The organism is Candidatus Microthrix parvicella Bio17-1, assembly GCF_000299415.1.
GTDB lineage: Bacteria > Actinomycetota > Acidimicrobiia > Acidimicrobiales > Microtrichaceae > Microthrix > Microthrix parvicella.
Window position 1 is genome coordinate 62,285 of the sequence record NZ_AMPG01000004.1, and the last position, 22,861, is coordinate 85,145.

Annotated in this window: 22 protein-coding genes, 1 tRNA gene and 1 pseudogene; 15 read left to right on the forward strand and 9 right to left on the reverse strand. The window is 64.2% G+C overall.

Features of this window, described 5'->3' with window-relative positions:
* The first annotated feature begins 36 nt into the window (after nt 1–36).
* From MPARV_RS0116035 to trxA, 3 genes are all read left to right on the forward strand, one after another.
* Entirely contained in the window at nt 37–390 is a 354-nt protein-coding gene (locus tag MPARV_RS0116035) for a hypothetical protein (RefSeq protein WP_012223503.1), read from the forward strand.
* Nucleotides 387–1,352 carry a thioredoxin-disulfide reductase gene (trxB, locus tag MPARV_RS0116040; RefSeq protein WP_012223505.1) on the forward strand — a complete coding sequence of 322 codons (966 nt, stop codon included), beginning with the start codon at nt 387–389 and terminating at the stop codon, nt 1,350–1,352. Before MPARV_RS0116035 ends, trxB begins: the two co-directional genes overlap by 4 nt.
* Nucleotides 1,353–1,438: 86 nt before the next feature.
* Entirely contained in the window at nt 1,439–1,768 is a 330-nt protein-coding gene (gene trxA, locus MPARV_RS0116045) for a thioredoxin (RefSeq protein WP_012223506.1), read from the forward strand.
* An 83-nt stretch (nt 1,769–1,851) separates the two neighbouring features.
* Here the strand turns inward: trxA and MPARV_RS0116050 are convergent, their stop codons facing one another.
* The 7 genes from MPARV_RS0116050 to rpmH form a co-directional block, all read right to left on the reverse strand.
* Nucleotides 1,852–2,841: a ParB/RepB/Spo0J family partition protein gene (locus tag MPARV_RS0116050; RefSeq protein ID WP_031278913.1), complete on the reverse strand. Its 990-nt coding sequence runs from the start codon at nt 2,839–2,841 to the stop codon at nt 1,852–1,854.
* A complete protein-coding gene (locus MPARV_RS0116055) occupies nt 2,828–3,679 on the reverse strand; it encodes a ParA family protein (protein WP_012223508.1) in 852 nt (283 codons plus the stop codon). The genes MPARV_RS0116050 and MPARV_RS0116055 overlap by 14 nt, the downstream gene beginning before the upstream one ends.
* Before the next feature lie 212 nt (nt 3,680–3,891).
* The gene (locus MPARV_RS22995; protein WP_020378993.1) at nt 3,892–4,791 is read right to left on the reverse strand and encodes a Jag family protein; all 900 of its coding nucleotides are present in this window, start codon (nt 4,789–4,791) and stop codon (nt 3,892–3,894) included.
* A 15-nt stretch (nt 4,792–4,806) separates the two neighbouring features.
* A complete protein-coding gene (locus tag MPARV_RS23000; RefSeq protein ID WP_012223510.1) occupies nt 4,807–5,943 on the reverse strand; it encodes a YidC/Oxa1 family membrane protein insertase in 1,137 nt (378 codons plus the stop codon).
* Nucleotides 5,936–6,199, reverse strand: coding sequence for a membrane protein insertion efficiency factor YidD (gene yidD, locus MPARV_RS26165; protein ID WP_012223511.1), 264 nt, complete (start codon nt 6,197–6,199; stop codon nt 5,936–5,938). Before yidD ends, MPARV_RS23000 begins: the two co-directional genes overlap by 8 nt.
* The gene (gene rnpA, locus MPARV_RS25700) at nt 6,196–6,555 is read right to left on the reverse strand and encodes a ribonuclease P protein component (protein ID WP_085951988.1); all 360 of its coding nucleotides are present in this window, start codon (nt 6,553–6,555) and stop codon (nt 6,196–6,198) included. The genes yidD and rnpA overlap by 4 nt, the downstream gene beginning before the upstream one ends.
* Nucleotides 6,552–6,692, reverse strand: coding sequence for a 50S ribosomal protein L34 (gene rpmH / locus MPARV_RS24195; RefSeq protein ID WP_420886285.1), 141 nt, complete (start codon nt 6,690–6,692; stop codon nt 6,552–6,554). The genes rnpA and rpmH overlap by 4 nt, the downstream gene beginning before the upstream one ends.
* 351 nt (nt 6,693–7,043) lie before the next feature.
* Here rpmH and dnaA point away from each other — a divergent pair, with 351 nt between their 5' ends.
* The 11 genes from dnaA (at nt 7,044) to MPARV_RS0116130 (ending at nt 19,368) form a co-directional block, all read left to right on the forward strand.
* On the forward strand, nt 7,044–8,474 hold the full coding sequence (dnaA, locus tag MPARV_RS0116075) for a chromosomal replication initiator protein DnaA (RefSeq protein WP_031278920.1): 1,431 nt from the start codon (nt 7,044–7,046) through the stop codon (nt 8,472–8,474).
* 236 nt (nt 8,475–8,710) lie between these two features.
* Nucleotides 8,711–9,805, forward strand: a complete 1,095-nt coding sequence (gene dnaN / locus MPARV_RS0116080; protein ID WP_012223517.1) for a DNA polymerase III subunit beta — start codon at nt 8,711–8,713, stop codon at nt 9,803–9,805.
* Between the two features lie 16 nt (nt 9,806–9,821).
* A complete protein-coding gene (recF, locus tag MPARV_RS0116085) occupies nt 9,822–10,937 on the forward strand; it encodes a DNA replication/repair protein RecF (RefSeq protein WP_012223519.1) in 1,116 nt (371 codons plus the stop codon).
* The gene (locus MPARV_RS0116090; RefSeq protein WP_012223521.1) at nt 10,934–11,293 is read left to right on the forward strand and encodes a DciA family protein; all 360 of its coding nucleotides are present in this window, start codon (nt 10,934–10,936) and stop codon (nt 11,291–11,293) included. Before recF ends, MPARV_RS0116090 begins: the two co-directional genes overlap by 4 nt.
* A gap of 191 nt (nt 11,294–11,484) precedes the next feature.
* On the forward strand, nt 11,485–13,440 hold the full coding sequence (locus tag MPARV_RS0116095; protein WP_012223523.1) for a DNA gyrase/topoisomerase IV subunit B: 1,956 nt from the start codon (nt 11,485–11,487) through the stop codon (nt 13,438–13,440).
* Nucleotides 13,441–13,454: 14 nt separating this feature from the next.
* On the forward strand, nt 13,455–16,034 hold the full coding sequence (gene gyrA, locus MPARV_RS0116100) for a DNA gyrase subunit A (protein ID WP_020378996.1): 2,580 nt from the start codon (nt 13,455–13,457) through the stop codon (nt 16,032–16,034).
* Nucleotides 16,035–16,089: 55 nt separating this feature from the next.
* Nucleotides 16,090–16,467 carry a hypothetical protein gene (locus tag MPARV_RS0116105; protein WP_157789684.1) on the forward strand — a complete coding sequence of 126 codons (378 nt, stop codon included), beginning with the start codon at nt 16,090–16,092 and terminating at the stop codon, nt 16,465–16,467.
* Nucleotides 16,468–16,477: 10 nt separating this feature from the next.
* Nucleotides 16,478–17,380, forward strand: coding sequence for a DUF3566 domain-containing protein (locus tag MPARV_RS0116110; RefSeq protein WP_012223528.1), 903 nt, complete (start codon nt 16,478–16,480; stop codon nt 17,378–17,380).
* 47 nt (nt 17,381–17,427) lie between these two features.
* Nucleotides 17,428–17,501: transfer RNA gene (locus MPARV_RS0116115), tRNA-Ile, on the forward strand.
* Nucleotides 17,502–17,653: 152 nt separating this feature from the next.
* Nucleotides 17,654–18,628, forward strand: coding sequence for a saccharopine dehydrogenase family protein (locus tag MPARV_RS0116120; RefSeq protein WP_012223531.1), 975 nt, complete (start codon nt 17,654–17,656; stop codon nt 18,626–18,628).
* Between the two features lie 230 nt (nt 18,629–18,858).
* Nucleotides 18,859–19,368, forward strand: coding sequence for a hypothetical protein (locus tag MPARV_RS0116130; protein WP_172636594.1), 510 nt, complete (start codon nt 18,859–18,861; stop codon nt 19,366–19,368).
* Between the two features lie 257 nt (nt 19,369–19,625).
* On the opposite strand, the pseudogene MPARV_RS23890 reads toward MPARV_RS0116130, so the two are convergent.
* Nucleotides 19,626–20,200 (reverse strand): annotated as a pseudogene (locus MPARV_RS23890) (IS110 family transposase); the annotation flags it as partial.
* Between the two features lie 426 nt (nt 20,201–20,626).
* Between MPARV_RS23890 and MPARV_RS0116150 the strand changes: the two are divergent.
* Complete coding sequence (locus MPARV_RS0116150) at nt 20,627–21,463, forward strand: FliA/WhiG family RNA polymerase sigma factor (RefSeq protein WP_012223537.1); 837 nt, start codon at nt 20,627–20,629, stop codon at nt 21,461–21,463.
* 15 nt (nt 21,464–21,478) lie between these two features.
* Here MPARV_RS0116150 and MPARV_RS0116155 read toward each other — a convergent pair whose 3' ends face one another.
* On the reverse strand, nt 21,479–22,792 hold the full coding sequence (locus MPARV_RS0116155) for an HNH endonuclease signature motif containing protein (RefSeq protein WP_238538886.1): 1,314 nt from the start codon (nt 22,790–22,792) through the stop codon (nt 21,479–21,481).
* Between the last annotated feature and the right edge of the window lie 69 nt (nt 22,793–22,861).

The following is a 22,861-nucleotide window of genomic DNA, read 5'->3' on the forward strand; positions in this document are numbered from 1 at the left end:
GGGCATCGAGGTCGCTGCGCCTCATAGGCTGGCACGATGGCCACGTCACCTGCTGCCACACACGATCCACCGTCAGCGCCCGCTGGGCCCTCCGGCACCCAAAGCCACGGCGATGCCCACTGGGCGGACCAGGTCGCAGACCTGATCGTCGACACCGTCGATCGCGTGCGCGACCGTACGGTGACCCCGGCGCACGCACTCGCCAAATATGTGGTGTACGGCGCGGTGATCGCAGTGCTGATTCTTCCGCTCCTGGTGTTCACCCTGGTGGCGCTGGTTCGGATCATGGATGCCTTCATCCCCGGCAGCGTCTGGATCCCCTACCTCATCCTCGGCCTGGCCTTCGGTTTTGGTGGCGTTTTCCTTTGGTCCAAACGGCACCCTAAATGAGCACTATTCATCGCAAGGTTCTCATCATCGGCTCTGGTCCAGCGGGGCTGACTGCCGGCATCTACACGTCTCGGGCCCAACTCGAACCGCTTCTCGTCGAGGGCGAGCCGTCATCGACCTCGGACCAACCCGGGGGGCAGTTGATGCTCACCACCGAAGTCGAGAACTTCCCTGGCTTTCCTGATCAGGTGCAAGGCCCTGATCTCATGAACAACATGCGGGTGCAGGCGCAGCATTTCGGCACCGAGATCATCACCGCCAAGGTGTCCAAGGTGGACTTCTCCGCCGAACCCCACCGTTTGTGGGTCGGTGACCCCGACGCGGCCGAACCCACCTACACGGCCGATGCGGTCATCGTGGCAACCGGCGCTCAGGCCCTCATGCTGGGCCTTGATGCCGAATGGCGCCTGATGGGCCGAGGGGTCTCCACCTGCGCCACGTGCGACGGCTTCTTCTTCCGTGAACGCGATGTTGCTGTCGTGGGCGGCGGCGACTCGGCCATGGAGGAGGCGCTGTTCCTGGCCCGAATGGCCGGTTCGGTCACCGTCATTCACCGACGCGGCGAGCTGCGCGCATCCAAGATCATGGCCGAACGGGCGTTGGCCCACCCCAAGATCTCGTTCGTGTGGAACACCCTGGTTGAAGATCTCGTTGGCGACGAGGCCTTGGAAGGGCTGCTCCTTCGCGATGTGACCAGTGGTACCACGCGGACGCTGCCCATGGCCGGGCTGTTCGTCGCCATCGGCCACCGTCCCAACACCGACCTGTTCATCGGCCACCTCGATGCCGACGACGCCGGCTACCTGATCACCCAAGCCGATGGTTCCCAGACGTCGGTGGAGGGTGTCTTTGCCTGCGGCGACGTTCAGGACGAGACCTACCGTCAAGCCATCACGGCGGCCGGGAGTGGATGCATGGCGGCCATCGACGCCGAACGCTGGCTTGAGAGCCGCGGAGAATAGGCAAACCACTCGTCCCGCTTGACTGCGGGAATGCGGCGGCCATCCACATCGTTGTCACCAGTTCACCCCTCAAAAACGGAGCCCCCATGTCCGCAGCGATCACCCATCTCACCAACTCAAGCTTTTCCGAGGAGGTCACCGGCAGCGACCTTCCCGTCCTGGTGGACTTTTGGGCGGAATGGTGTGGACCGTGCAAGACGATTGCTCCGGTCCTCGAGGAACTTGCGCAAGAACACGGCGACAAACTGCGGATCGCCAAGGTGGACGTCGATTCCGAGCAGGCGCTGGCCTTGCGTTTCGGCATCCAGGGCATCCCCACCATGATCGTGTTCTCCAACGGCGAACCCGAACTTCGCATCACCGGCGCCATGGGCAAGCCGCAGCTTGAAGCCAAGCTGGGCAGCTACCTGGAGTAATCCACAGCGTCGTTGCCGTCGCCCCCAGCGAGATCCACAGCCATATCCACATCTGTGGATGTCCCGGTCCGCATCGGATCAGGTCACCCGTTGACCCCGGGACCTTCGTTGCCGATCACGATGCGATACAGGCGTTCCAAATCGTCCAGATCGGCGAACTCCACGACGATGCGGCCACGCTTGGAGGAGAGTTCGACCGATACCGGCGTGTCCAGGCGGTCGGACAGAAGCTGCTCCAGCTCCAACACACCTGCTGGGCGCTGTTCCGAATGCGCTCCGGAACCGGTGCTCGGGTCATCCGACGGTTTTGGACGCCCACCTCCGATCGACTTACGCCGTCCACTGGGAACCTGCCCGGCCAGTTGATGACGTGCCCGAACCAGTTCCTCCACCGCACGCACTGAGAGTTCGTCGTCAACCGCCCGCTGAGCCACAGCGGTGCGCGACGGCTCGTCGGGCAGCGAGAGCACCGCTCGGGCGGCGCCGGCGCTGAGCACGCCATCACGCACCAGACGCTGAAGCTCGGTTGGCAACTGCAGGAGGCGCAGCAGGTTTGTCACCGCCGGACGGCTTCGACCAAGCCTCGTGGCCGCATCGGACTGAGACAGGCCAAAGTCGTCCATCAACTGCTGGATGCCCACCGCCTCCTCCAGCGGATTGAGATCCTCACGGTGAAGGTTTTCAACCAGGGCCTCCTCAAGGGCCGCCTGGTCGTCCCCCTCCCGGATCAAAACCGGCACGGTCGCCAGACCTGCCTGCCGAGCGGCCCGCCAGCGACGTTCACCTGCGATCAGGTGGTAGGTGCCCTGTGCTGCAGGACGGACCAGCAGGGGCTGAAGAACCCCGAGCGCGGCGATCGAAGCCGCCAGCCCACCGAGCGACTCGGGGTCAAAGTCCACTCGGGGCTGAAACGGGTTGGCGCGGATGTCATCAACGGCAACTTCCAGCACCCCCCTGGGCACGGCGCCCGTCGCATCTCCCGATGCCGACCCCTCGCTGGGGCGTTCCGGCTGGACTTCGGTTGGTGGGATCAGGGAGTCGAGACCCCGACCCAGTGCACTACGGCGCCCCACGTTCGTGAACCTCCTTGGCCAGCTCCCGATACGCCACGGCGGCGCGGGAGGACGTGTCGAAGAGTGTGATCGGCATCCCATAGGAGGGTGCCTCCGAAAGGCGAACGCTTCGAGGGATGACGTTGCGGCAAACCTTGTCCCCGAAATGCTCCCGGACCTGGGCGGCCACCTCCTCAGAGAGGCGGGTACGACCGTCGTACATGGTCAGGACCAGGTTGCCCAGCTTCAACTCCGGGTGCAGGTTTCGTTGCACCTGGTCGATGTTTCTGATCAGTTGTCCCAAACCCTCCAGGGCGTAGTACTCGCACTGGATCGGCACCAGCACCTCAGACGCTGCGGCAAAGGCGTTCACCGTCAGCAGACCGAGCGATGGGGGACAATCGATGAGCACGAAGTCGAACTGGTCAAGGACCGGTTCGATCGTCCGCTTGAGCCGCTGTTCACGACTGAATGCCGGAACCAACTCCACCTCAGCACCCGCAAGGTCAAGGTTGGAGGGGGCAACGAAAAGCCCCTTGACGGAAGTGGGCTCGATGCAGTCCTCGAGCGGCTGGTCGTGGAGCAGCACGTCGTACATCGAGGTGTCCACGGCCCGAGTGTCGAGCCCCAGACCGGTCGAAGCGTTGCCCTGGGGGTCGAGGTCGATCACCAACACGCGCAGGTCACGTTCAGCCAGCGCCGCCCCCAGGTTGACGGTGGTGGTGGTCTTGCCCACCCCACCTTTCTGGTTGGCGATCGCCACCACCCGGGTGGTCATGGTTTGAGTCGGCTTGGCAACATCGCCCTTCACGTCAACATCAGACTTCGGCTTCTTGATCTTCTTGGTCTTGCTCGTCACGTCAGTGAGGCTACGGCACGGCGCGCGGAGGCTGGTGCATCCCCGTGTCGGTGGGACATGTTTCACGTGGAACATCGGATCCGAAACCAGGAGAGAGTCGGCGCACACGTTTCACGTGAAACAACCCCGGCTCTCACGACTCACCGCAAAACGGTTGATGCCCCGACCCTGAGGCCGGGGCATCTCTGGATTGCTTGGACGTGCCGCTCTGTCTAGCTGGGCTTGATGACCACCCTGCGGTCGCGGCCCTGGCCCTCCGATTCGGTGCTGACCCCGTCCACCGCATTCGCGGCGTCGTGCACGATCTTCCGATCGATCGAACCCATCGACTCCAGCACCATCGGTTCACCCGATTCGGCCACCTGTCGGGCCAGGTCTCCACCGAAGGACTCCAACGCTTCGCGTCGCAGCACCTTGTATCCGGCAATATCCACTCCAAGCCGCACCTCGGTGCCGCCCTTGGCCTCTTTCAACATGACCGCCTTGGACAGCTCCAGGATGGCGTCGGCGGTGGCGCCTCGATGGCCAACCATCACCCCAAGGCCGTCGCCCGTCACCGACACGTCCACCCGGTCGCCATCAATCTCGCTGGTCGTCGACACCGTATGACCTGCGGCTGTAAACAGCCCGCCCAGGAATGCCTCGACCGTCGACGCAACCTCGGGGGCCGTCATCGGGGCTGCCGATGGATCGCTCGGGGTGCCCGACCGGTCTTGGCGTCGGCCGCCACCGCTTCGTTGGCCCCGTGAGGCCTGCGCACCCTCGCCGGACGGCGAGCCGTCTTGGCCCTTGTCCGATGCGGGGGCTGCCGATGGGGCGGCCGCCGTCTCCGATGCGGTGTTTCCACCACCCTTTCGGTCTTGGCCTCGACCACCGCTGCGCTTCGAGTCGCCACCGGACCCACCCCGGCGACGCCGCTCCTCTTTCGCCGGTGCAGCCACCGGGGCGACACGGGCTCGAATTCGGGCCATCGACTTCACGCGTCCAAACATGGAAACGCTGGGATGTTCCAGCACCTCCACCTCGGCCTCGGATTCGTGCACGCCCAACTTTTCGAGCGCCAGGTCACGCGCCTCGTCGATGGTCTTGCCGGTCAGTTCGATCCACTCCATAGCTGCTTCCCTTGGTCATCCCCCGGAACGGGGGTCTCCTGATCGACGGCCGCGGCCGCCCGATGATGATGTCGATGACCGACGAGCGCTTCCGCTCTTCGGCTTCGACGTTGTTCCAGTGCGCTTCGACGGTTGGCCTGGCTTCGGTTCCGTTGAAGCGGCCGATCCGTTCGATGCCGACGCCTTGTCGGACTGCGCCTTGGCGCTCTCGCTCTGCGGGTTGGGGCGCTTCTTCTTGGCTTTGGCATCCGCCTCAGCCTCGGTGAGATGGCCCTTTCCTTTGCCGGGCACTCGATGCACCCCGGGGCCGTCGTCGCCGTAGAGCTCCTTGGTGATGTAGCTCTGCGTGGCGATCCTCACCAGGCCCTGTACCCCCCAATACACCGCCAACGCCCCAGCAAAGTTGAAGGCGAACACCGGCAACACAAACGGCATCACCTTGAGGATCATCGCTTGGGTGGGGTTGGCGTTGGCATTTGGGTTGCGGTTCTGGATCTGGCGGTTCTGGATGAACTGGATCACCAGAATCAACAGCAACAGAATGAGATAGGGAATGAACGGCACGATGCCCTGCGCCCAGGCCTCGGCCGGGGTCTTCGCCAGATCCAGACGGAAGCCCCTCCCAAAGAACGGCATCGTGTTTTGGGTGCTCATCGTCTTGTAGAAGCGGGTGGCGACGTTGACGTGCTCGGGGTTGAAGTACTGGTCGGTGAACACCCAGGACGTCAGCGGCTTGCCGTTGGCAGCCTGCGACACGATGTGACCGACACCTGCGGACGTGCCGCCGAGGCGGTTCGTCAGGCCGCGGATGAGGTGATACATCACGATGAAGACCGGCGCTTGGGCAATCACCGGTAGGCAGCCGCCAACGGGCGAGATGTTGTTCTCCTTGTAGAACAACATCAACTCGGTGTTCAGCCGCTCGCGATCGCCTTTGTACTTCGCCTGAAGTTGTTTCAGCTCGGGTTGCAGCCGCTGCATCTGGAGCATCGACTTCGTGCTCTTCACCGTCAGGGGCGTGGTGACCACCATCACCAGGAAGGTGAAGAGCACGATGGCGACCCCGAACGAGGGGATCACGGCGTAGATACCGGCGACGATGGCGCCGAAGAACTCAAACAGTGGGTCGAAGGGACCAAGCAGGTCAGGCATCGGTACTCAAGTCATCTCGTGAGGAAGAAACTGGCTCGGGGGCGCAATTTCCATGGATATCGGGAACCGGATCCCAACCGCTGGCTCCCCAGGGATGGCATCGGCTCAGTCGGCGCAGCGACATTGCTCCACCTTTGATGGCCCCGTGAACCTGCACCGCTTCGTCGGCATAGGACGAGCAGGACGGTACGTACCGACAGGGCGAGGGGCGGGCGTTGGTCATCACCTGGTAGCCGTGAATGACGCCCTGGATCATCCGGGCGAGTGGCGACGGGTGCCTTGGACGCTGCGTTCCGCTGACGTCAGGGCGTTGTTCAGATGGGTCGACAGTTCGTCGAAGCTCAGGTTGGAGATCGCCGGCCCACCCACGATCAGGTAGTCCTTCGTAACCAAGGTTCCGCGTCGTTCCGCGTCGGCCATCAGATGCCGCAGGCGCCGACGCACCCGGTTGCGTGTCACAGCCGGTCCCAGCCGCTTGCCGAGAGCGAACGCCACCCGAGGCCGATTGGCGCTCGTGGGTGCTGCTATCACCGTGACCGGCCCGCTGTGACCCTTGCTCCCCGCTTGACGCAGTGAGCGAAAGGCCTGGCGACCGGTGAGCCGCCACGTCAGGCCGACAAGCGGGCACGGCCCTTGCGGCGGCGCGCCTTCACCACTGCTCGACCTGAGCGCTCGGCCATGCGATGACGAAAGCCGTGTCGACGAGCACGACGGCGCGTCTTTGGCTGGTAGGTACGCTTCACGAAGATTCCTCCTGGATGGGCCCGGACAAGCTTGCAAGGGGCTGTTGCCGTGCGGAGAGCCGGCCGCGCCGGCACACGGAACGAACACGTTACGGGCAGCGCCGTGTCGGGGGCAACCCGCGCAGGACACGGACAGATTTGTCGGAGGGCTGGAGCGCCCTACCAATGAGTGCTACGGTCATCCTCCCTTGCCCGAAGCTTGGGGACGTGCCGGCAACGATGCCACCGGTCCCACACGACGAACGCCGTCAACGGGGCACCGGCGCACGGAAAGCTCCGACAGTTCGTCCATGGGAGACTGTCCACAGTTTGTGGACCGTGCTGTGGACAATTAGGCCTGAGGTGAAGCACCACCCCATGGAGGATGAAGCAACATCGGTCTGGGAGGCAGTGGCCCGCGGCGTCACCCACCAGGTGTCGAGCGTCGTTTGGCGCACCACCTTCAGTGAGGTTCGGGCCGTCGACTACGACGGTGCAACGCTCACGATCGTCGCGCCCAGCCTGGTCCTGAGAGATCGCATCGACAATCGATTCCGCCCACTTCTCATGGGTGTCATCAGCGACCTCGGCCTCGAGGGCGTTGATCTGGCAGTCGAGGTCGATCCCGACTCCAACCTCGCCGAGCCCCTCAACAGCGAGCTGAGTCCACTCACCACCACTTCCAGTTCAGGCGCGTCCACTGGCGGCGTCTCCGTTCCGACCACGTCGTCGGATCAGGCCCTGAGCGGCCTGCACGGGTCCGGCGCCCCCAACAGTGTTCGCTCTGGCGGGCTCAACAACCGCTACACGTTTGCCTCGTTCGTGACCGGCCCGTCCAACCGCTTCGCCCAGGCGGCGGCGCTTTCCGTCGCCGAGACCCCCGCCCGTTCCTACAACCCGCTGTTCGTGTACGGCTCGGCGGGATTGGGCAAAACCCACTTGTTACAGGCGATCGCTCACTACGTCTCGGAGAACTACCCCACCTACCGGGTTCGCTACCTCTCCACCGAGGAGCTGTTGAACGAGTTCGTCGATGCCATCCGCAACAACGCTCAGCCGGACTTCAAGCGGCGTTACCGCGAGAACGACGTGTTGCTGGTCGACGATATTCAGTTCATGGAGGGCAAGGAGCAACTCCAGGAGGAGTTCTTCCACACGTTCAACACCCTCTACGAAGCCAACCGTCAGATCGTGCTGAGCTCGGACCGCCCGCCCGATTCCATCGCCACCCTGGAAGACCGCCTTCGCAGCCGGTTCAAGATGGGGCTGATCACCGACATTCAACCGCCCGACTTTGAAACTCGCCTGGCCATCGTCCGGAAGAAGTCGGAGCAGTCCGAGTTCCCGCTGCCCGGCGAAGTGCTCGAGTTCATCGTCACCAACATCACCAACAACATCCGTGAACTCGAGGGTGCGCTCAATCGGGTCACCGCCTATGCCAACCTCACCCGCACCCCGGTCACCATGGACAGCGCCCGGCAGGTGCTGGGCGATCTCTCCGCCGGCGGTGGTCGCATTGTCACCCCCGAGCGCATCCTCGAAGCCACGTCCGAGTTCTACGGGTTCAGCATCGACGAGTTGAAGTCCAAGAGCCGTCGACGTCCGCTGGTGACGGCTCGACAGGTGGGGATGTACCTGTTTCGGGAGCTCACCGAGTTGAGCTACCCCCAGATCGCCAAGATCTATGGGGGCAGGGACCACACCACGGTCATTCACGCCTACGAGAAGATCAAGGCGCTCATGGCCGAGCGCCCGCAGATCTACCAGGACGTCCAAACGCTGATTCAGCAGATCAAGAACGGCCTGTGACACACCTGGGGACACGGCTGTGTGTGAGCCGCTCGATCCTGGGGACGACACCACCGTTATCCCCACGGGCCGGCTCCCTCGGACCTCGTACCTGGGGATCATCATGGACCACCGGTGGATTCAACTCGTCAGATCCCGCAAGGGTTTCGGCTAGGTTTTCCACAATCCACAGGCCCTACTACTTCACCACCCTGTAAGTAGTTACATCAAGACGACAGTAGGAGAGTGCACGAACCGTGAAGTTCCGATGTGAACGTGATGTTCTGGCCGACGCGGTTGGAAGCGCCGGCCGAGCGACTTCAGGCCGCGGCGGTGCCCTGCCGGTATTGGCCGGCCTTCGGCTCCGCCTCGATGGCGACCACCTGGAGATCACCGGTTCCGACCTCGACCTCACGGTCACCGCCGAGATCGAGGTCGCCGGAGGGGACGACGGGGTGGCGGTCATTCCCGCTCGTCTGATGGCCGACATCGTTCGTGCGTTGGAACCGGGTGCGGTCAACGTGGAGGTGACCGAGGATCAGGCGACGATCACCGGTGGCCGATCGGAGTTCTCGGTCAACGTGATTCCTCCCGAGGAGTACCCGCAGGTTTCCGAGCCCACGGCCGATTCGGTCACGCTGTCGGCCGAGGCGCTTGCAGACGGACTTCGCCAGGTGGTGCCGGCCGCCTCCAACGATGACAACCGCTTGATACTCACCGGCGTGCAGTTGGCCGCCGAGGGTGATGGGCTTCGTCTCGTGGCCACCGACAGCTACCGCCTGGCGGTGCGCGACCTGGGCGGTCAGTCCGTGCTGGAGGAGGGCCAGTCGGTGCTGGTGCCGTCGCGAGCGTTGACCGAGGTCATCCGGTCGTTGGGTGATGCCGAGGAGGTCACGCTGGTGTTGGGCGCTCAGGACGCCACCTTCAGGATCGGTGGAGTGCGCGTCACCACCCGCTTGATCAGCGGCGATTTCCCCAACTATCGGGGGCTGATTCCCGAGACTCAGGCCAATACGCTCACCGTCGATCGTCATGCGCTGATCGAGGCGGTGCGCCGCGTGAAGTTGATGGCCCGCGAGTCCACCCCCATTCGGTTGGAGATGAGCCACAACTCCCTTGAACTGGTGGCGGTGACACAGGACGTTGGGCATGCTTCCGAGCGGATGGACGTGACTTTTGAGGGTGAAGGCCTGACCATCGCGTTCAATCCCGACTACCTGCTCGATGGGCTTGATGCAGCACGGGGCGAGGAGGTGCGTGTGGAGACCATCGGCGACAACAAGCCGGCCGTACTGCGCGGCTCCGACGCTGACGACTTCCTGTACCTGCTGATGCCGGTACGAGTTTCGTAGCGGGCCGCACCAAACCATGTTTCTGCGACGGTTGGAGTTGCGGCAGTTCCGCTCCTACGAGAAGTTGTCGCTGGAACTGCCGGTGGGCTTGACGGCCCTGATCGGTCCCAACGGCATCGGCAAGACCAACCTTGTTGAGGCGGTGGCCTGGCCACTGCTGTTGACGAGTGTTCGCGGCGTTCCCAATGAGGCGTTGGTGCGGCGAGGTGCCGAGGCGGCCGTGGTGAGGGCCGAGTTCGAGGAGCCGTCGCCCGACGGTGAGTGGCAGGGCGTGGGCGAGGCTCGGCGGGCGTTGATCGAATCAGAGATCTCCACCCGTGGACGAGGGCGGGTGCTGTTGAACCGCCAGGCTGGTGCCCGTCGTCGTGACGTGGCCGAGGTGGGGCGGGTCACGGTGTTCTCGCCCGACGACCTGGTGCTGATCAAAGGATCGCCTTCGGATCGCCGACGCCTGCTCGATGATGCGCTGGTGGCTCGTGATCCTCGGCTGGATTCGGTTCGATCCGACTACGAGAAGGTGCTTCGACAACGAAATGCGTTGCTGCGTCAAACCAGAGGTGGGCTCGATCAATCGGCCGAACTCACCCTGGAGGTGTGGAATCGTCAGCTCTCCGAGCGAGGTGACCGGTTGGGCACCGAACGTGCGGCGCTGGTCGAGGAGTTGTCGCCACTGGTGAGTGCTGCCTACGAGGAATTGGCAGGAGCGAAGTGCGAGGTGGTGCTGACCTACGATGCCCCGTGGCGAGACACCGGGTTGGCGGCTGCCTTGAACGACGCACGACGCGAGGAGTTGCGACGCGGCGTCACCATGGTGGGGCCGCATCGTGACGAGTTGGTTGTCAGCCTCGACGGGATGGCGGCCCGCACCCATGCGTCTCAGGGCGAGCAACGCAGCCTGGCGTTGTCGCTGCGGCTGGCAGTACACCGTCTCCTGACGGACCGCTTTGGTGCGCCGCCGCTCCTGGTGCTTGACGATGTCTTGTCGGAACTCGATGCGCAGCGGCGCTCGGCCTTGTTGCGCGCCGTTCCAAGCGGGCAGACGCTGTTGACCACTGCCGCCGAGCTTCCAACGGAGATTGACCCCTCCGCCGTGCTCGAGGTGACCGAACCCGGATCGGTGAGGTGGCGATGAGGTCTCAGCGTCCGTCCCGGCACGTGTCCAGCTCACTCGATGCGGTACTGGCACACTTTGGCCGGCCGTCGTTGGACGCTCACGCGGTGATTGAGGGCCAATGGCCCACCATCGTCGGTGCGCGGCTGGCCAAGTGGTGTTGGCCAAGCGATCTGGTGTCGGGCCGGCTGGTGATCAGCACCACCGATCCAGCGGTGGCCGAGGAGTTGAACCTGTTGGGGCGTGAGCTGGCCGGCACGCTGAATCAGTTGGTGGGGGACGACGTTGTCGCCACCGTGAGGGTGCGTGTCACTTCCGAGAGCCGTTCCCCGGGGGTCCCTACAGAACAGGCCCCGAAGGGCACAGACGGACGCTGAGGGCCCAGTCCGGTCTGGGCCCTCGTCAAAATGAGCTATGCTGGGCTCGGCCGACTTGGCCGGGCGGCGTAACCACATTCAATTCAGCCACAAGATGTCCACATAGTTATCCACAACCTGTGTATTCATTGACGGCAAGTGGTTCATTCGGCCCATTTCCACCAATCTCGCACCCCCAGAGGTCACCTAACGTGACAGTTGAACCCAGCACGTACGGCGCCGAGCAGATTCAGGTGTTGGAGGGCCTGGAAGCGGTTCGAAAACGTCCGGGAATGTATATCGGTTCCACCGGCCCCAGCGGGTTGCATCACCTGGTGTACGAGGTGGTCGACAACTCGGTCGATGAGGCGATGGCAGGGTTCTGCGATCACATCGAGGTCACACTCCTGGCCAGTGGTGGCTGTCAGGTGGTCGACAACGGCCGTGGCATTCCCACCGACCCACACCCGAAATACCCGGGCATGTCGGCCGCCGAGGTGGCCATCACCGTGTTGCACGCCGGTGGCAAGTTCGGCGGCGGTGGCTACAAGGTGTCGGGCGGACTGCACGGGGTTGGCATCTCGGTGGTCAACGCATTGTCGGCCCGAACCGAGGTGGACATCGACCGGGAGGGGCAGCGCTGGTCGATGAGCTACATCGACGGGGGCGTCGCCAACGAGCCGCTTCGACAGATCGGCCCCACCCCGCCGAGCACCGATGGCATCGAGCGCCCCACGGGCACCACGGTGCGCTTCTGGCCCGACCCGGAGATTTTCGACGAGGTCACGTTCCGCAGCCAAACCCTGACCGAGCGCCTGCAGATGATGGCGTTCCTCAATGCCGGTTTAACCATTTCGTTTACCGACGAACGTGGCGAGGAACCAGAACGAACCATCTTCTGTTATGAGAACGGCGTGCGGGATTTCATCGTGCACATCAACGGCCCAAAAGAAACATTGTTCGACGACGTGGGCCACTACCACCACTCGGAGGAGGCGGCGGGTGCCCCGATGCAGGTGGAGATCGCCTTTCAGTGGAACACCGGCTACAACTCCGACGGTCTGCACAGCTTTGCCAACGGCATCAACACCATCGAAGGCGGCATGCACGAGGAGGGCTTCAAGAAGGCGCTCACCAACACGCTCAACAGGTACGCCCGCGAGAAGGGCCACCTGAAGGAGAAGGAGACCAACCTTCAGGGCGAGGACATCCGTGAGGGCCTGACCGCGATCATCTCGGTCAAGCTGGCCGACCCGCAGTTTGAGGGTCAGACCAAGTCGAAGCTGGGTAACGTGCCGGTGCGTTCCATGGTCGAGCGGGCGACCAACGACCGGCTGGGGGAGTGGCTCGAGGAGCATCCCACCGAGGCGCGACGCGTGGTCGCCAAGGCGATTGCCGCATCTCGTGCCCGCGAGGCAGCACGGTCGGCCCGAGAGGCCACCCGCCGCAAGTCGGCCCTCGACGGCGCAGGGCTGCCGGGCAAGCTGGCCGACTGCTCGTCGAAGAACCCGGACGAGTGCGAGCTGTACATCGTGGAGGGCAACTCGGCCGGCGGCTCGGCCAAGGACGCCCGCGACCCGGCCACCATGGCAATCCTGCCGATTCGGGGCAAGATCCTCAACGTTGAGCGTGCCCGGCCGGACCGCATGCTGCGCAATGCCGAGGTCACTTCGCTGATCCAGGCGGTTGGCGCGGGCATGGGCGAGGAGTTCGACCTCCCTCAGATTCGATACGGCAAGGTGGTGCTCATGGCCGACGCCGACGTCGACGGCAGCCACATTCGTACGCTGTTGCTCACCTTCTTCTTCCGTCAGATGAAGCCGCTGGTGGAGGCGGGTCGGGTGTTCATCGCACAGCCGCCGTTGTACTCGACCAAAGTGGGCAAGGAGACGGTGTACCTCAAGGACGACGAGGCCCGCCGCGAGTTTCTTGTCGGGCGGCCCAAGCACTCTGAGGACTTCGCCCGCTTGAAGGGTCTGGGCGAGATGGATGCCGACGAGCTTTGGGCGACGACGATGGACCCGGAGCGACGGACCCTGCTGCAGGTGACCGCCCAGCAGGCCGCCATCGCCGACCAGGTGTTCTCGGTGCTGATGGGCGAAAGCGTTGAAAGCCGCAAGCACTTCATCCAGACCAACGCCAACGACGTCCGCTTTCTCGACATCTAATCGGAGCCTGAGCCATGTCAGATGAACCGCCAATCCAGCCAGAGAACGACGAGCCTGCTTCCGAGGATGGCGTTCCCGAAGATCTCGTGGTGCCGGTCGAGTTGGTCGACTTCAGCGGCGAGGGCATCGAGCCCATCGAGATTCAGGCCGAGATGGAGCAGTCCTTTCTCGACTACGCCATGTCGGTCATCGTCAGCCGGGCGCTGCCCGACGTGCGCGACGGTCTCAAGCCGGTGCACCGCCGCATCCTCTGGGCGATGCACGAGGCCGGACTGCGCCCCGACCGTCAGCACCGCAAGTGCGCCACGGTCGTCGGCGACGTCATCGGCAAGTACCACCCGCACGGTGACAGCTCGGTGTACGACGCCCTGGTGCGCATGGGCCAGGACTTCTCGCTGTCGCATGTGCTGATCGACAAGCACGGCAACTTCGGTTCGCTGTCCGACGGGCCGGCCGCCTACCGCTACACCGAGTGCCGCCTCGATCCGCTCGCCATGTCGATGCTGGCCGAGATCGACGAGGACACCGTCGACCGGATCCCCAACTACGATGGGTCGACCGAAGAGCCCACCGTGCTGCCGTCGCGGTTCCCCAACCTTTTGGTTAACGGCTCGCAGGGCATCGCAGTGGGCATGGCCACCAACATCCCGCCGCACAACCTGGGCGAGGTGATCGACGCGGTCGACCTGCTGATCGACCACCCGGACGCCACCGTCGACGAGCTGATGGAGCGGGTGTTGGGCCCCGACTTCCCCACCGGCGGTGAGATTCTGGGTCGAGCCGGACTGATCTCGGCCTACCGGACCGGACGGGGCTCGATCAAGCTTCGAGGTAAGGCGGAGATCGTCGAGGACGCCAACGGCCGCAACAGCATCGTCGTGTCGGAGGTGCCCTACCAGACGGCACCCGAGGTGATTGAGGAACGTGCCGCCGAGCTGGTGAACAACCGTGAGCTCGAGGGCATCCGGGCCATCACCAACAGCTCGGCCAAGGGCCAGATCAAGCTGGTGTTCGAGCTCAAGCGGGATGCATCACCCATGGTGGTGCTCAACAACCTCTACAAGTACACGCCGTTGCAAACCACCTTCGCCGCCAACATGGTGGCGCTGGTTGACGGCGTGCCGCGCACGCTCAACCTGCGCGACGCCCTGGTGCACTACCTCGAGCACCAGCGCGAGGTCGTCCGCCGCCGCACCGAGTTCCGTCTGGCCCGTGCGCAGCGGCGGGCCCACATCGTCGAGGGGCTGGTGCGGGCGCTCGACCTGATCGATGCGATCATCGCTGCGATCCGGGCCTCGGCCGACCGCGGCGTGGCCCGCGCCGCGTTGATGGGGGAGGGCTTCGAGTTCTCCGAGATTCAGGCCAACCACATCCTTGACCTGCCGTTGGGTCGCCTCACGCGGTTGGGTCGCACCGAGCTGAATGAGGAGCTGGCCGAGCTTCGGCGCATCATGGCCGAGCTCGAGGCGATCCTGGCCGATCAGGGCCGCCTCGATGCGGTGATCCGCGAGGAACTGGCCGACATCCGCAGCCGTTTCGCCGTTGATCGCCGCAGCGCCATGACCCACGATCCCGGCGACCTGGACGTCGAGGATCTGATCGACGATGAGGATGTCGTCGTCGTGATGACCAGCCGGGGTTATATCAAGACCACGTCGCTGGACGCGTTTCGCACACAAGGCCGCGGTGGCCGCGGGGTGGCGGGTGCCAAGCTCCGCGACGAGGACATGATCACCACGTTGATCAAGACGTCTGCGCACGCCTACCTGCTGTTCTTCACCAACCGGGGCAAGGTGTATCGCCTCAAGGTGCACCGCATTCCCATGATGGACCGGGGCGCTCAGGGCACCGCCATCGTGAACCTGCTGCGCCTGGCGTCCGACGAGCGGGTGGAGGCGGTCATCGACACCCGCGACTATGAGTCGCACCGCTACCTGATGTTCACCACGTCCCACGGCGTCGTGAAGAAGACCCGGTTCACGGCCTACGACTCGTCGCGCCAGGACGGCCTGATCGCCGTCAGCCTGCGCGACGGCGACGAGTTGGTCGAGGTGTTGCCGGTGAATGACGACGACGAGGTCATGTTGGTCTCGTCGTCGGGCATGGGCATTCGCTTCGCCGAGTCCGATGTCCGGCCGATGGGTCGAAACGCCGCCGGTGTGCGGGGCATGCGTCTCAAGTCGGGCGACCGCGTGATTGGTTCGGCCGTGATCACTCCCGACACGCGTTTGCTGACCGTCACCGACGGTGGCTACGGCAAGCGCACCGACCCGGACGAGTTCACCCGTCAGGGCCGCGGTGGTCAAGGGGTTCGGGCGCACCGAATCCGCGACGACCGGGGTCGGGTGGTGGCCGCCAACCTGGTGGCCGAGGACTCGGAGATCTTCCTCATCACCGACGCAGGCGTCATCATCCGTACCCCTGTCGGTTCCATCAGCGAGTACGGACGGGATGCAATGGGGGTCACCGTCATGCGCCTCGATGGTGACACCAAGGTGGTGGCCGTTGCGCCGGTGGTCAGTGAGGACGGAGCCGTCGCCGAGTCCGACGAAGCGGACGTTGAGGCCATCGTCGAGGTGCAACCCGGGGAGTAGCCCCCGGGGCGCGGTGTCCATGGCCGGCGCTGTTTGGTGCCTTCACCCTGGGATGATGCGTCGGAACGAGCGTGGCTCGGTGGTGTGGTGGGTGGTTGGGATGATGGGCTGTGTGCTGTTGCTCTTGACCGCCCTTGGGGTCTTGGCACAACGGTCACTCCGAATCGCGCAGGCCCAGGCGGTCGCCGACCTGTCCGCCTTGGCGGCCGTCGGGTCGGCCGAGGCCGGCCGCCAGGCGGGCACTGTCGGGTCGGCACCAGGCGCGGCACAAGAGGTGAGTGCCCGCAACGGATGGGTGCTGACATCGGTGACCAGCTCGGAACTTGCGCTGGGTGGTCGATTGTGGCGGGTGCGTATCAGCGGCGATGGGGTCTCGGCCGTCGCCGCGGCCCGGCCCGACCCCGTTCACCGCGACTTGGCTGCGGGGCCCTAGACTCACCGGAATGGCACAACCGGATGCGGGCAAACGGATTCCAGGTCCTCGCACGGCGGTGGTGCCGGCGCCCGTGCCCGGTACCGACTCGACACCCAAAGAAGCTCGGTGGCAGCGCGAGGACGTTGCCGGGTCCTCGAAACCGGCGGCCAAGCAACCGGCGGCCAAGAAGCCGAAAGCCGAGCAACCGGCAGCCAAGAAGCCACCAGTGACGGTGGCCAAGAGGCCGGCGGCCACACAAGGTGACTCGACCACGCCCGCAGTCGAAACGACCAAGCCCAAGAATGACCCCGCGCCGCCGGCGAAACCCGTCGAAGAACCGCCGTCGACAACCCCGGTCACAGGTTCCAAGTCTTCGGCTCCTGTCGTACCTGCAACCCAAGCCGCTCCGGTGGTCGAGTCACCGGAAACTCAGCGCGTGGTGGCGGGTCCCCCCGCAACGAGTGTCCAACCTGCTGTTGAGACGAGCAACTCCACCGGTGACGGCTCCGACGGCGACTCGGCGATGGTCGAGTCCCGCAGCGGTTTTGGTCGTCGGGAACGGTTCCGGGCGCGGCGGGTTCGTCGACTGGTCCGTCACGTCGACCCGTGGTCGGTTTTCAAGCTCACGCTGGTGCTCAACGTGTGCATGTGGTTCATATTTTTGGTTGCCGGTGTCACGATGTGGTCGGTGGCACGATCATCGGGCACGATCGAAAACCTAGAGAAGTTCGTGGCGCAATCGTTCAGCCTCACCGCCGTCACCATCGACGCCGATCTGCTTTTTCGTGTGTTCTCGCTGATCGGTCTGATCATCACGTTGGCACTGACCGGTGCGGCGGTCATCGGATCGATCTTGTTCAACCTCATCTCCGACCTCATTGGCGGCGTCTGGGTGTCGGTTATCGAGGAGGAGTCGGCGGAGCCGGTCTAACCCGTTCGCTCGACAGCACACCCGGCGGCTAACTTGATGCACAACCCGGGGCTATAGCTCAGTTGGTTAGAGCGCACCCCTGATAAGGGTGAGGTCGCTGGTTCGAATCCAGCTAGCCCCACAGAAAGCGGAGGAGTCCATGAGAGCGCTGCGCCGAGGTGCCTTTGCCATGGCTGTCGCCGGTTTCGTCACCGCTGTGCTCCGACTGCGTGGCAATGGAGGCCTACCACCTCAAGAAGGGGGCTGGCACGAGCTGACGGGGCCCGAGTACCGGTGATCGTCGAGCTCGTCGGGTTGGGTGCTGTCGGACGGCGGTTGCTGAGCGAATTGTTGTCGACCCGCTCCGTCGAGTTGGTGCGGGTTCGAAGTCGACGAGTTGATGTGGCGGCAGCTCAGGTGGGTGGCCTGGCCCGAGTGGAGGTGGTCGGTGAGGGCCGACGCGTCGACGCCGACTGGATGGCGGTCACCACCGAGGCGGGTGCACAGCGTTCAGCACTTCGCTTGGCCGCGGATGCCGGTATCCCGGCAGTTTCGGTGTGCGACGACCCCGACTTGGTGACCGAACTCTTGGAGGGTTGGGCGGCGCCGGTGGTGGTCGGAGCCACGTTTTCGCCCGGTTTGACCGATGTGATGGCTGTGCACGCCGCAGGCCTGCTCGACGAGGTCACAGAGTTGCACGTGGCTCGCCACCTCTCAGGAAGTCGCTCCTGTGCGGAGGCGAGGGCGCGGGCGCTGAAGCGAGAAGGTCGGGACTGGCGTGATGGCGCCTGGCTGGAGCGTGCTGCCGGTTCGGGGCGTGAACTGTGGTTCTTTCCCTCCCCCGTGGACGGTCAGGATACGTATCGGGCCGATTTGGCCGAGGTGCACACACTTCGGGCCGCCCACCCGGAGGTCGCTCGTCTGAGTGCCCGCATCTCGATGAATCGGCGGGAGCGCCTGCCGGTGATGGTGGGCCTGCCGCCCTTTCCAAGCCCGCAGAAGCCGGCTGGTGTTGGAGCGGCGGTGGTCGAGGCCAGGGGACGACAGGGCACCTCGACCGCAAGCGTGGTTTTGGGCGTGGTGGATCGAATTGAGGCGGCGACGGCGGCGTTGGCAGCAACCTGCGGAGAGCTGTTGGTGTCCGGCGGTGCTGAACGACGGTCGTGTGCAATCACAGCCGGTCAGGTGGCGCCCTCGGTCAGCATGTTGAAGGTGCTTGCCCGACGGGGCGTGACCATCGCCCGGTTCGGTCAATTGGACGTCGATTGAGTTCGCTCATGCGGATTGGTTCACCCCGATCGACGAATCCGTCGGCCGGCAATGCCGCTGGGGTGGACGCATGATCTCAACCACTGACGCCCACCCCACCGACGAGATCGCCAGCCTCGTCAACGCAGCCCAACCCCACGCCACCAGCTGCTCGAACTGAACCTGCAGCCTCGACGGCAGCGGAGCGCGCGGCTCTTGCCAACGACACCGACCCTTCCGTCGATCTTTCCTTGGAGGTGACTCCCGATGGAATCGTCGCTGACGATGAATCCCAGACCATTGAAATCTCCGCCGACCCCGCTGAGGGCATTTCCATCGCGTCCGACGAGGCCGCAGAGGTCACCCTTGGTATTCCCGGCAGATCCACTGCCGACGGCGTGAAAATCGGCGACAGCCTCGTTTACCAAGACGCTGTTACCGATTCAACGGTCGTTGCGCGACCGACTGAAGACGGGGCACAAGCTCTCATTGTGCTTGACAGCCCCGCTGCTCCCTCTCGATTCGTATTTCCGATCGAGGTGGCCGGCAGTCCTGTCGAACTACGTGCCGGCAGCGATGGTTCGGTGGAGATTTTTGCGCAGGGGAGTACGTTCGGAACCCGAGGCGCAGCCTGCGCTGTCTACGCTGCCGCCATCGTCTATCAAGCCAACCGGGCCAGTAATCGGGGCATGTGTCTCAAGTTGAAGTACCCGAGATTCGGTCCGAAGGGCTACGTGCCGGACATCTACAAGAGCGGGTAGTGTCGCTGACATGCGTTTGCTCACGCTCCGAGAGATTAAGGAGTTCACATACTCGAATCTCCGAGGGTTGGCTGCGGGATTGATCGTTCTACTCGTAGCAGGGTTGATCTTGGGGTCATGGCTTCACTATCAGTTCGGCGAGGGTTGGGCAGCTGCAGCGGTTGTCTCGCTGATCCCTATCCACTATTTTTGGGTTTGCCATCAGGCTGGCCAATTCGAGCGATAACCGAACGAGACACCCAGGGCTGTAGGGGCCAAGCAGCGGTCTGGATTTGGGCTGGTTGACGGTGTGCCCAGGCGGTGTGTTCGTTGTGGGGGGTGCCGGTTCGGTGGCCGCGGTGGAGTTAGCCGACGAGCCAGTTGCCGAGCGCTCTGAGTGCTTGGTGGTGGAGGTCACCAGCGGCTCTGTGCTGGCGTGCAGCGAGCAGAATACCCATTGGTCGATGGCGTCGTAGAGGCGCCGGTTGCGGACATGGCGGGCGAGCACGGCGTGCTTCTTGCCAGAGGCGATGGTGGCGTTGAGTCCGGCGATGACCTCGACCAATGCTTTCGTTGTTGCAGCGAACGCTGCGGCGACCGCTGGCGGGGCGGCGAGCTGAGGGGACCGCAACGCGGTTTGGCTTTCGGCAGCACGCCCGTCGAGGTTCCGTTGGCGTCCGCCGCACTTCAACGCGGAGCGGGTCTGGGAGATCGACAATTGTCGGGCCTGGTCGGGGTGTTGCGCTTTGGTGAGCACTGCGACTGCGTCGCGGCCAGCGCGTTTGTCGTACGTGACCAGTGCGGCGGGGAAAGACTCGCGGAGATCGTTGGCGAGCCGGTTGGCGTGCTTTGAGACCCTCAGGAAACCGTTTCGCAGCGGGTCTGTCGCCGGCGTCGTTCATCAGATGGACTTCGTGATGGGTTTCGGCCCAGTCACCGCCCACGAAAATGGTCATCGTGTGCCTCCTCGGATCGGTTCCACATGTGAGCCGGCGGGCTTCCCGAGCGGCGACCTAATGGACCAGTGCTCTACGGACGACAGCCCATCAGCGCTTGCTGGGCAACCCGAACCTGCCGACCGGGGCACGAGCTAGCCGTAGGAATCCCGGAGGGCTCCAGGCCAAACAAGTGTCATGGACCAGCGGCTCGAATCCAGACTCTCAAGAACCCAGCAACCCCATTGGGTAATTCAACTCATTACGCAGGTTGTGGTTCAGGTTCTACGTGGAGTGTCCGACACATCGGGTGCGAGTTCGGTTCGACATCCCAGGAGCGCAGTGTGACCACGAAAGAAGAAACTCGAGTTCTGATCGAGGCCAACCTCAACCTGGTCAATCATGTGGTTTTTCAGGTAGCCGTCCATTTCCCTCGCCATGTCGATCGTCAGGATCTGGCACGAGCGGGTGCGCTCGGTTTGGTGGAGGCAGCGCAGCGTTACGACGACGCTCGTGGCGTCCCGTTCGAGCGATTTGCAGCGCAGCGCATCCGCGGCGCCATTCTGGACTCGGTCAGGTCGGCCGACTGGGCCCCGCGCTCGGTTCGGAGCATGGCCCGACGATTTGATCAGATGGAGCAGCGCCTGGCATCGGAGTTGGGACGAGTGCCCGAACGTGACGAGGTGGCCAAGGCCCTCGGAATGACCCGGGAAGAGATTCATCGGTTGCGGGACCAAACGTTCAGGTCGGTGGTGTTGGCCTTGGAGAGCCTGGTCACCGACTCGTCCGAGGAGCATGTGACGCTGATGGACGTGCTGGAGGACCCCAAGGCGGTGGAGCCGGCACGAGAGCTTGAGGGCCGAGAGATGCTCGCCTTCCTCCGGGATGCTGTGAGGCTGCTGCCTGCACGCCAGCGTCTGGTGATCGTCGGCTACTTCCTGGAGGACAAGACGTCGCAGGAGTTGGCCGTACTTCTGGGCGTCACCGAGAGCCGCATTTCACAGATGCGGACCGAGGCCTTGGAGTCGATGCGTAGGGGAATCGAGGCTCAGTACGAGCCGGTCGAACCTCAAGCGCAGGGCCGATTGGCCAAGCGTCGGGCGCAGTACGCGTCCGCCATTGGTGGCGCCTGTGATTGGAAGGTCCGCCTTGATCACGCACCGCAACTCCTGCCGGTGTGAACACTCTCCACAACCTTACGCAGCGGGATGTCGCCGGCGCTGCTGATGTCGTTGTGAGCTGATGAGCTGACCGGATGACGTTCGCCATCTGAATCTGACTTCGTCGGTGAAATAGGGGTCTCGGCTCATCACCCAACCGGGCCGGTGGGTCACTCGGTGGTGGTGGCGACACAATTCGGCCATGTTGTCGATATCGGTGGGGCCATCATGGTCCCATTCGTCGACGTGGTGGGCGTCGCACCACGAGGCCGGCCGGTCGCAGCCGGGGAAGACGCATCCGCCGTCGCGGATCATGAGTGCCCGCCGTTGGTGGCGGTTGGCGTACCGAAGGGTACGTCCCATGCGGAGTGGGTCGCCCGAGGTGGAAACCTGCATCGGGCGGATCACGCCGGCGGCAATGATGAAGCGAAGGATCTCGGGTGACAGGTGATTGCCCTCGCCGTCGGTGAGCTCGGGGGGCGCATCGTTTCCTTCGTCGAGCTTCATCACGACGATGATCTCGGGTTCGGGAAGCCTGCCCTGACCATCGCGCACGCCGCATGAGCGTTCCAACATTTCGCAGAGTGCCTCGGCGCCGGCCTGGGCGCGGCTGGGGACCTGGGTCGCGCCATTGGTTGCTTCGGCGTCGGCGCGGAAGCGGCTGAGGACCCGGTTGGTCTCGTCGTCGATGATTGCCTTGATCGAGAGTGCCAGCTCGCCGACCAACTGTCCGGAGAGATGGGTTACACCGTCGGTGGTCGATACCACGCGGAGTTGGTTGTTGGCCGGGTCGGTGGCGGGGTCGTAGCCGCCATCCTGGTCGAGTCTTTGCCCGATGCCTCGAACTTCTCGGGCCCAGCGTTCGAAGGTGGCGACTTGGGCGAGATCGATCAGCTGGGGCAGCAGGTCGGCCATGTCCTGCCAATTGCGGTCGTTGGCGGCCGAGTCGAACACCTTGACGTGTTGCCAGCCGATCCGTTGGGCTCCAAGCGCTGCTTCGAGGGCAGGGTAGCGGCGGGCCATGCGGGTGGCGGTCATCACCTGGCTTCGACACAGCTGCGGCGGTTGTTGGAGCCGGTGGGCCAGCCACATGGGGGAGGTGTGCCCGTGGAGGATGTCGCAGACTCCGTTGGCGGCGACCTCGGCGATGAGCACGGCCTGGCGGTGATCGATGCGCCGTCGTTGGGTTTCGAGGTCGATCAGCTCGGCCAACTGCGGGGAACCCTCGGTGGACAGGTCGTGTTCTCGCAGAAAGTGAGACGCCTCGTTGCTACTGATGCGTCCGTTCTCGGTCGGCTCGACGCAAACCTTGCCGCTGAATTTGTTGAGATCTCTCCCGCCGGAGGACATATGACTATCGTACACCTGTTCGATGGTCTCGGCAAACAATTTGCTCGGAAGGCCGCTTCGATGCGCTCG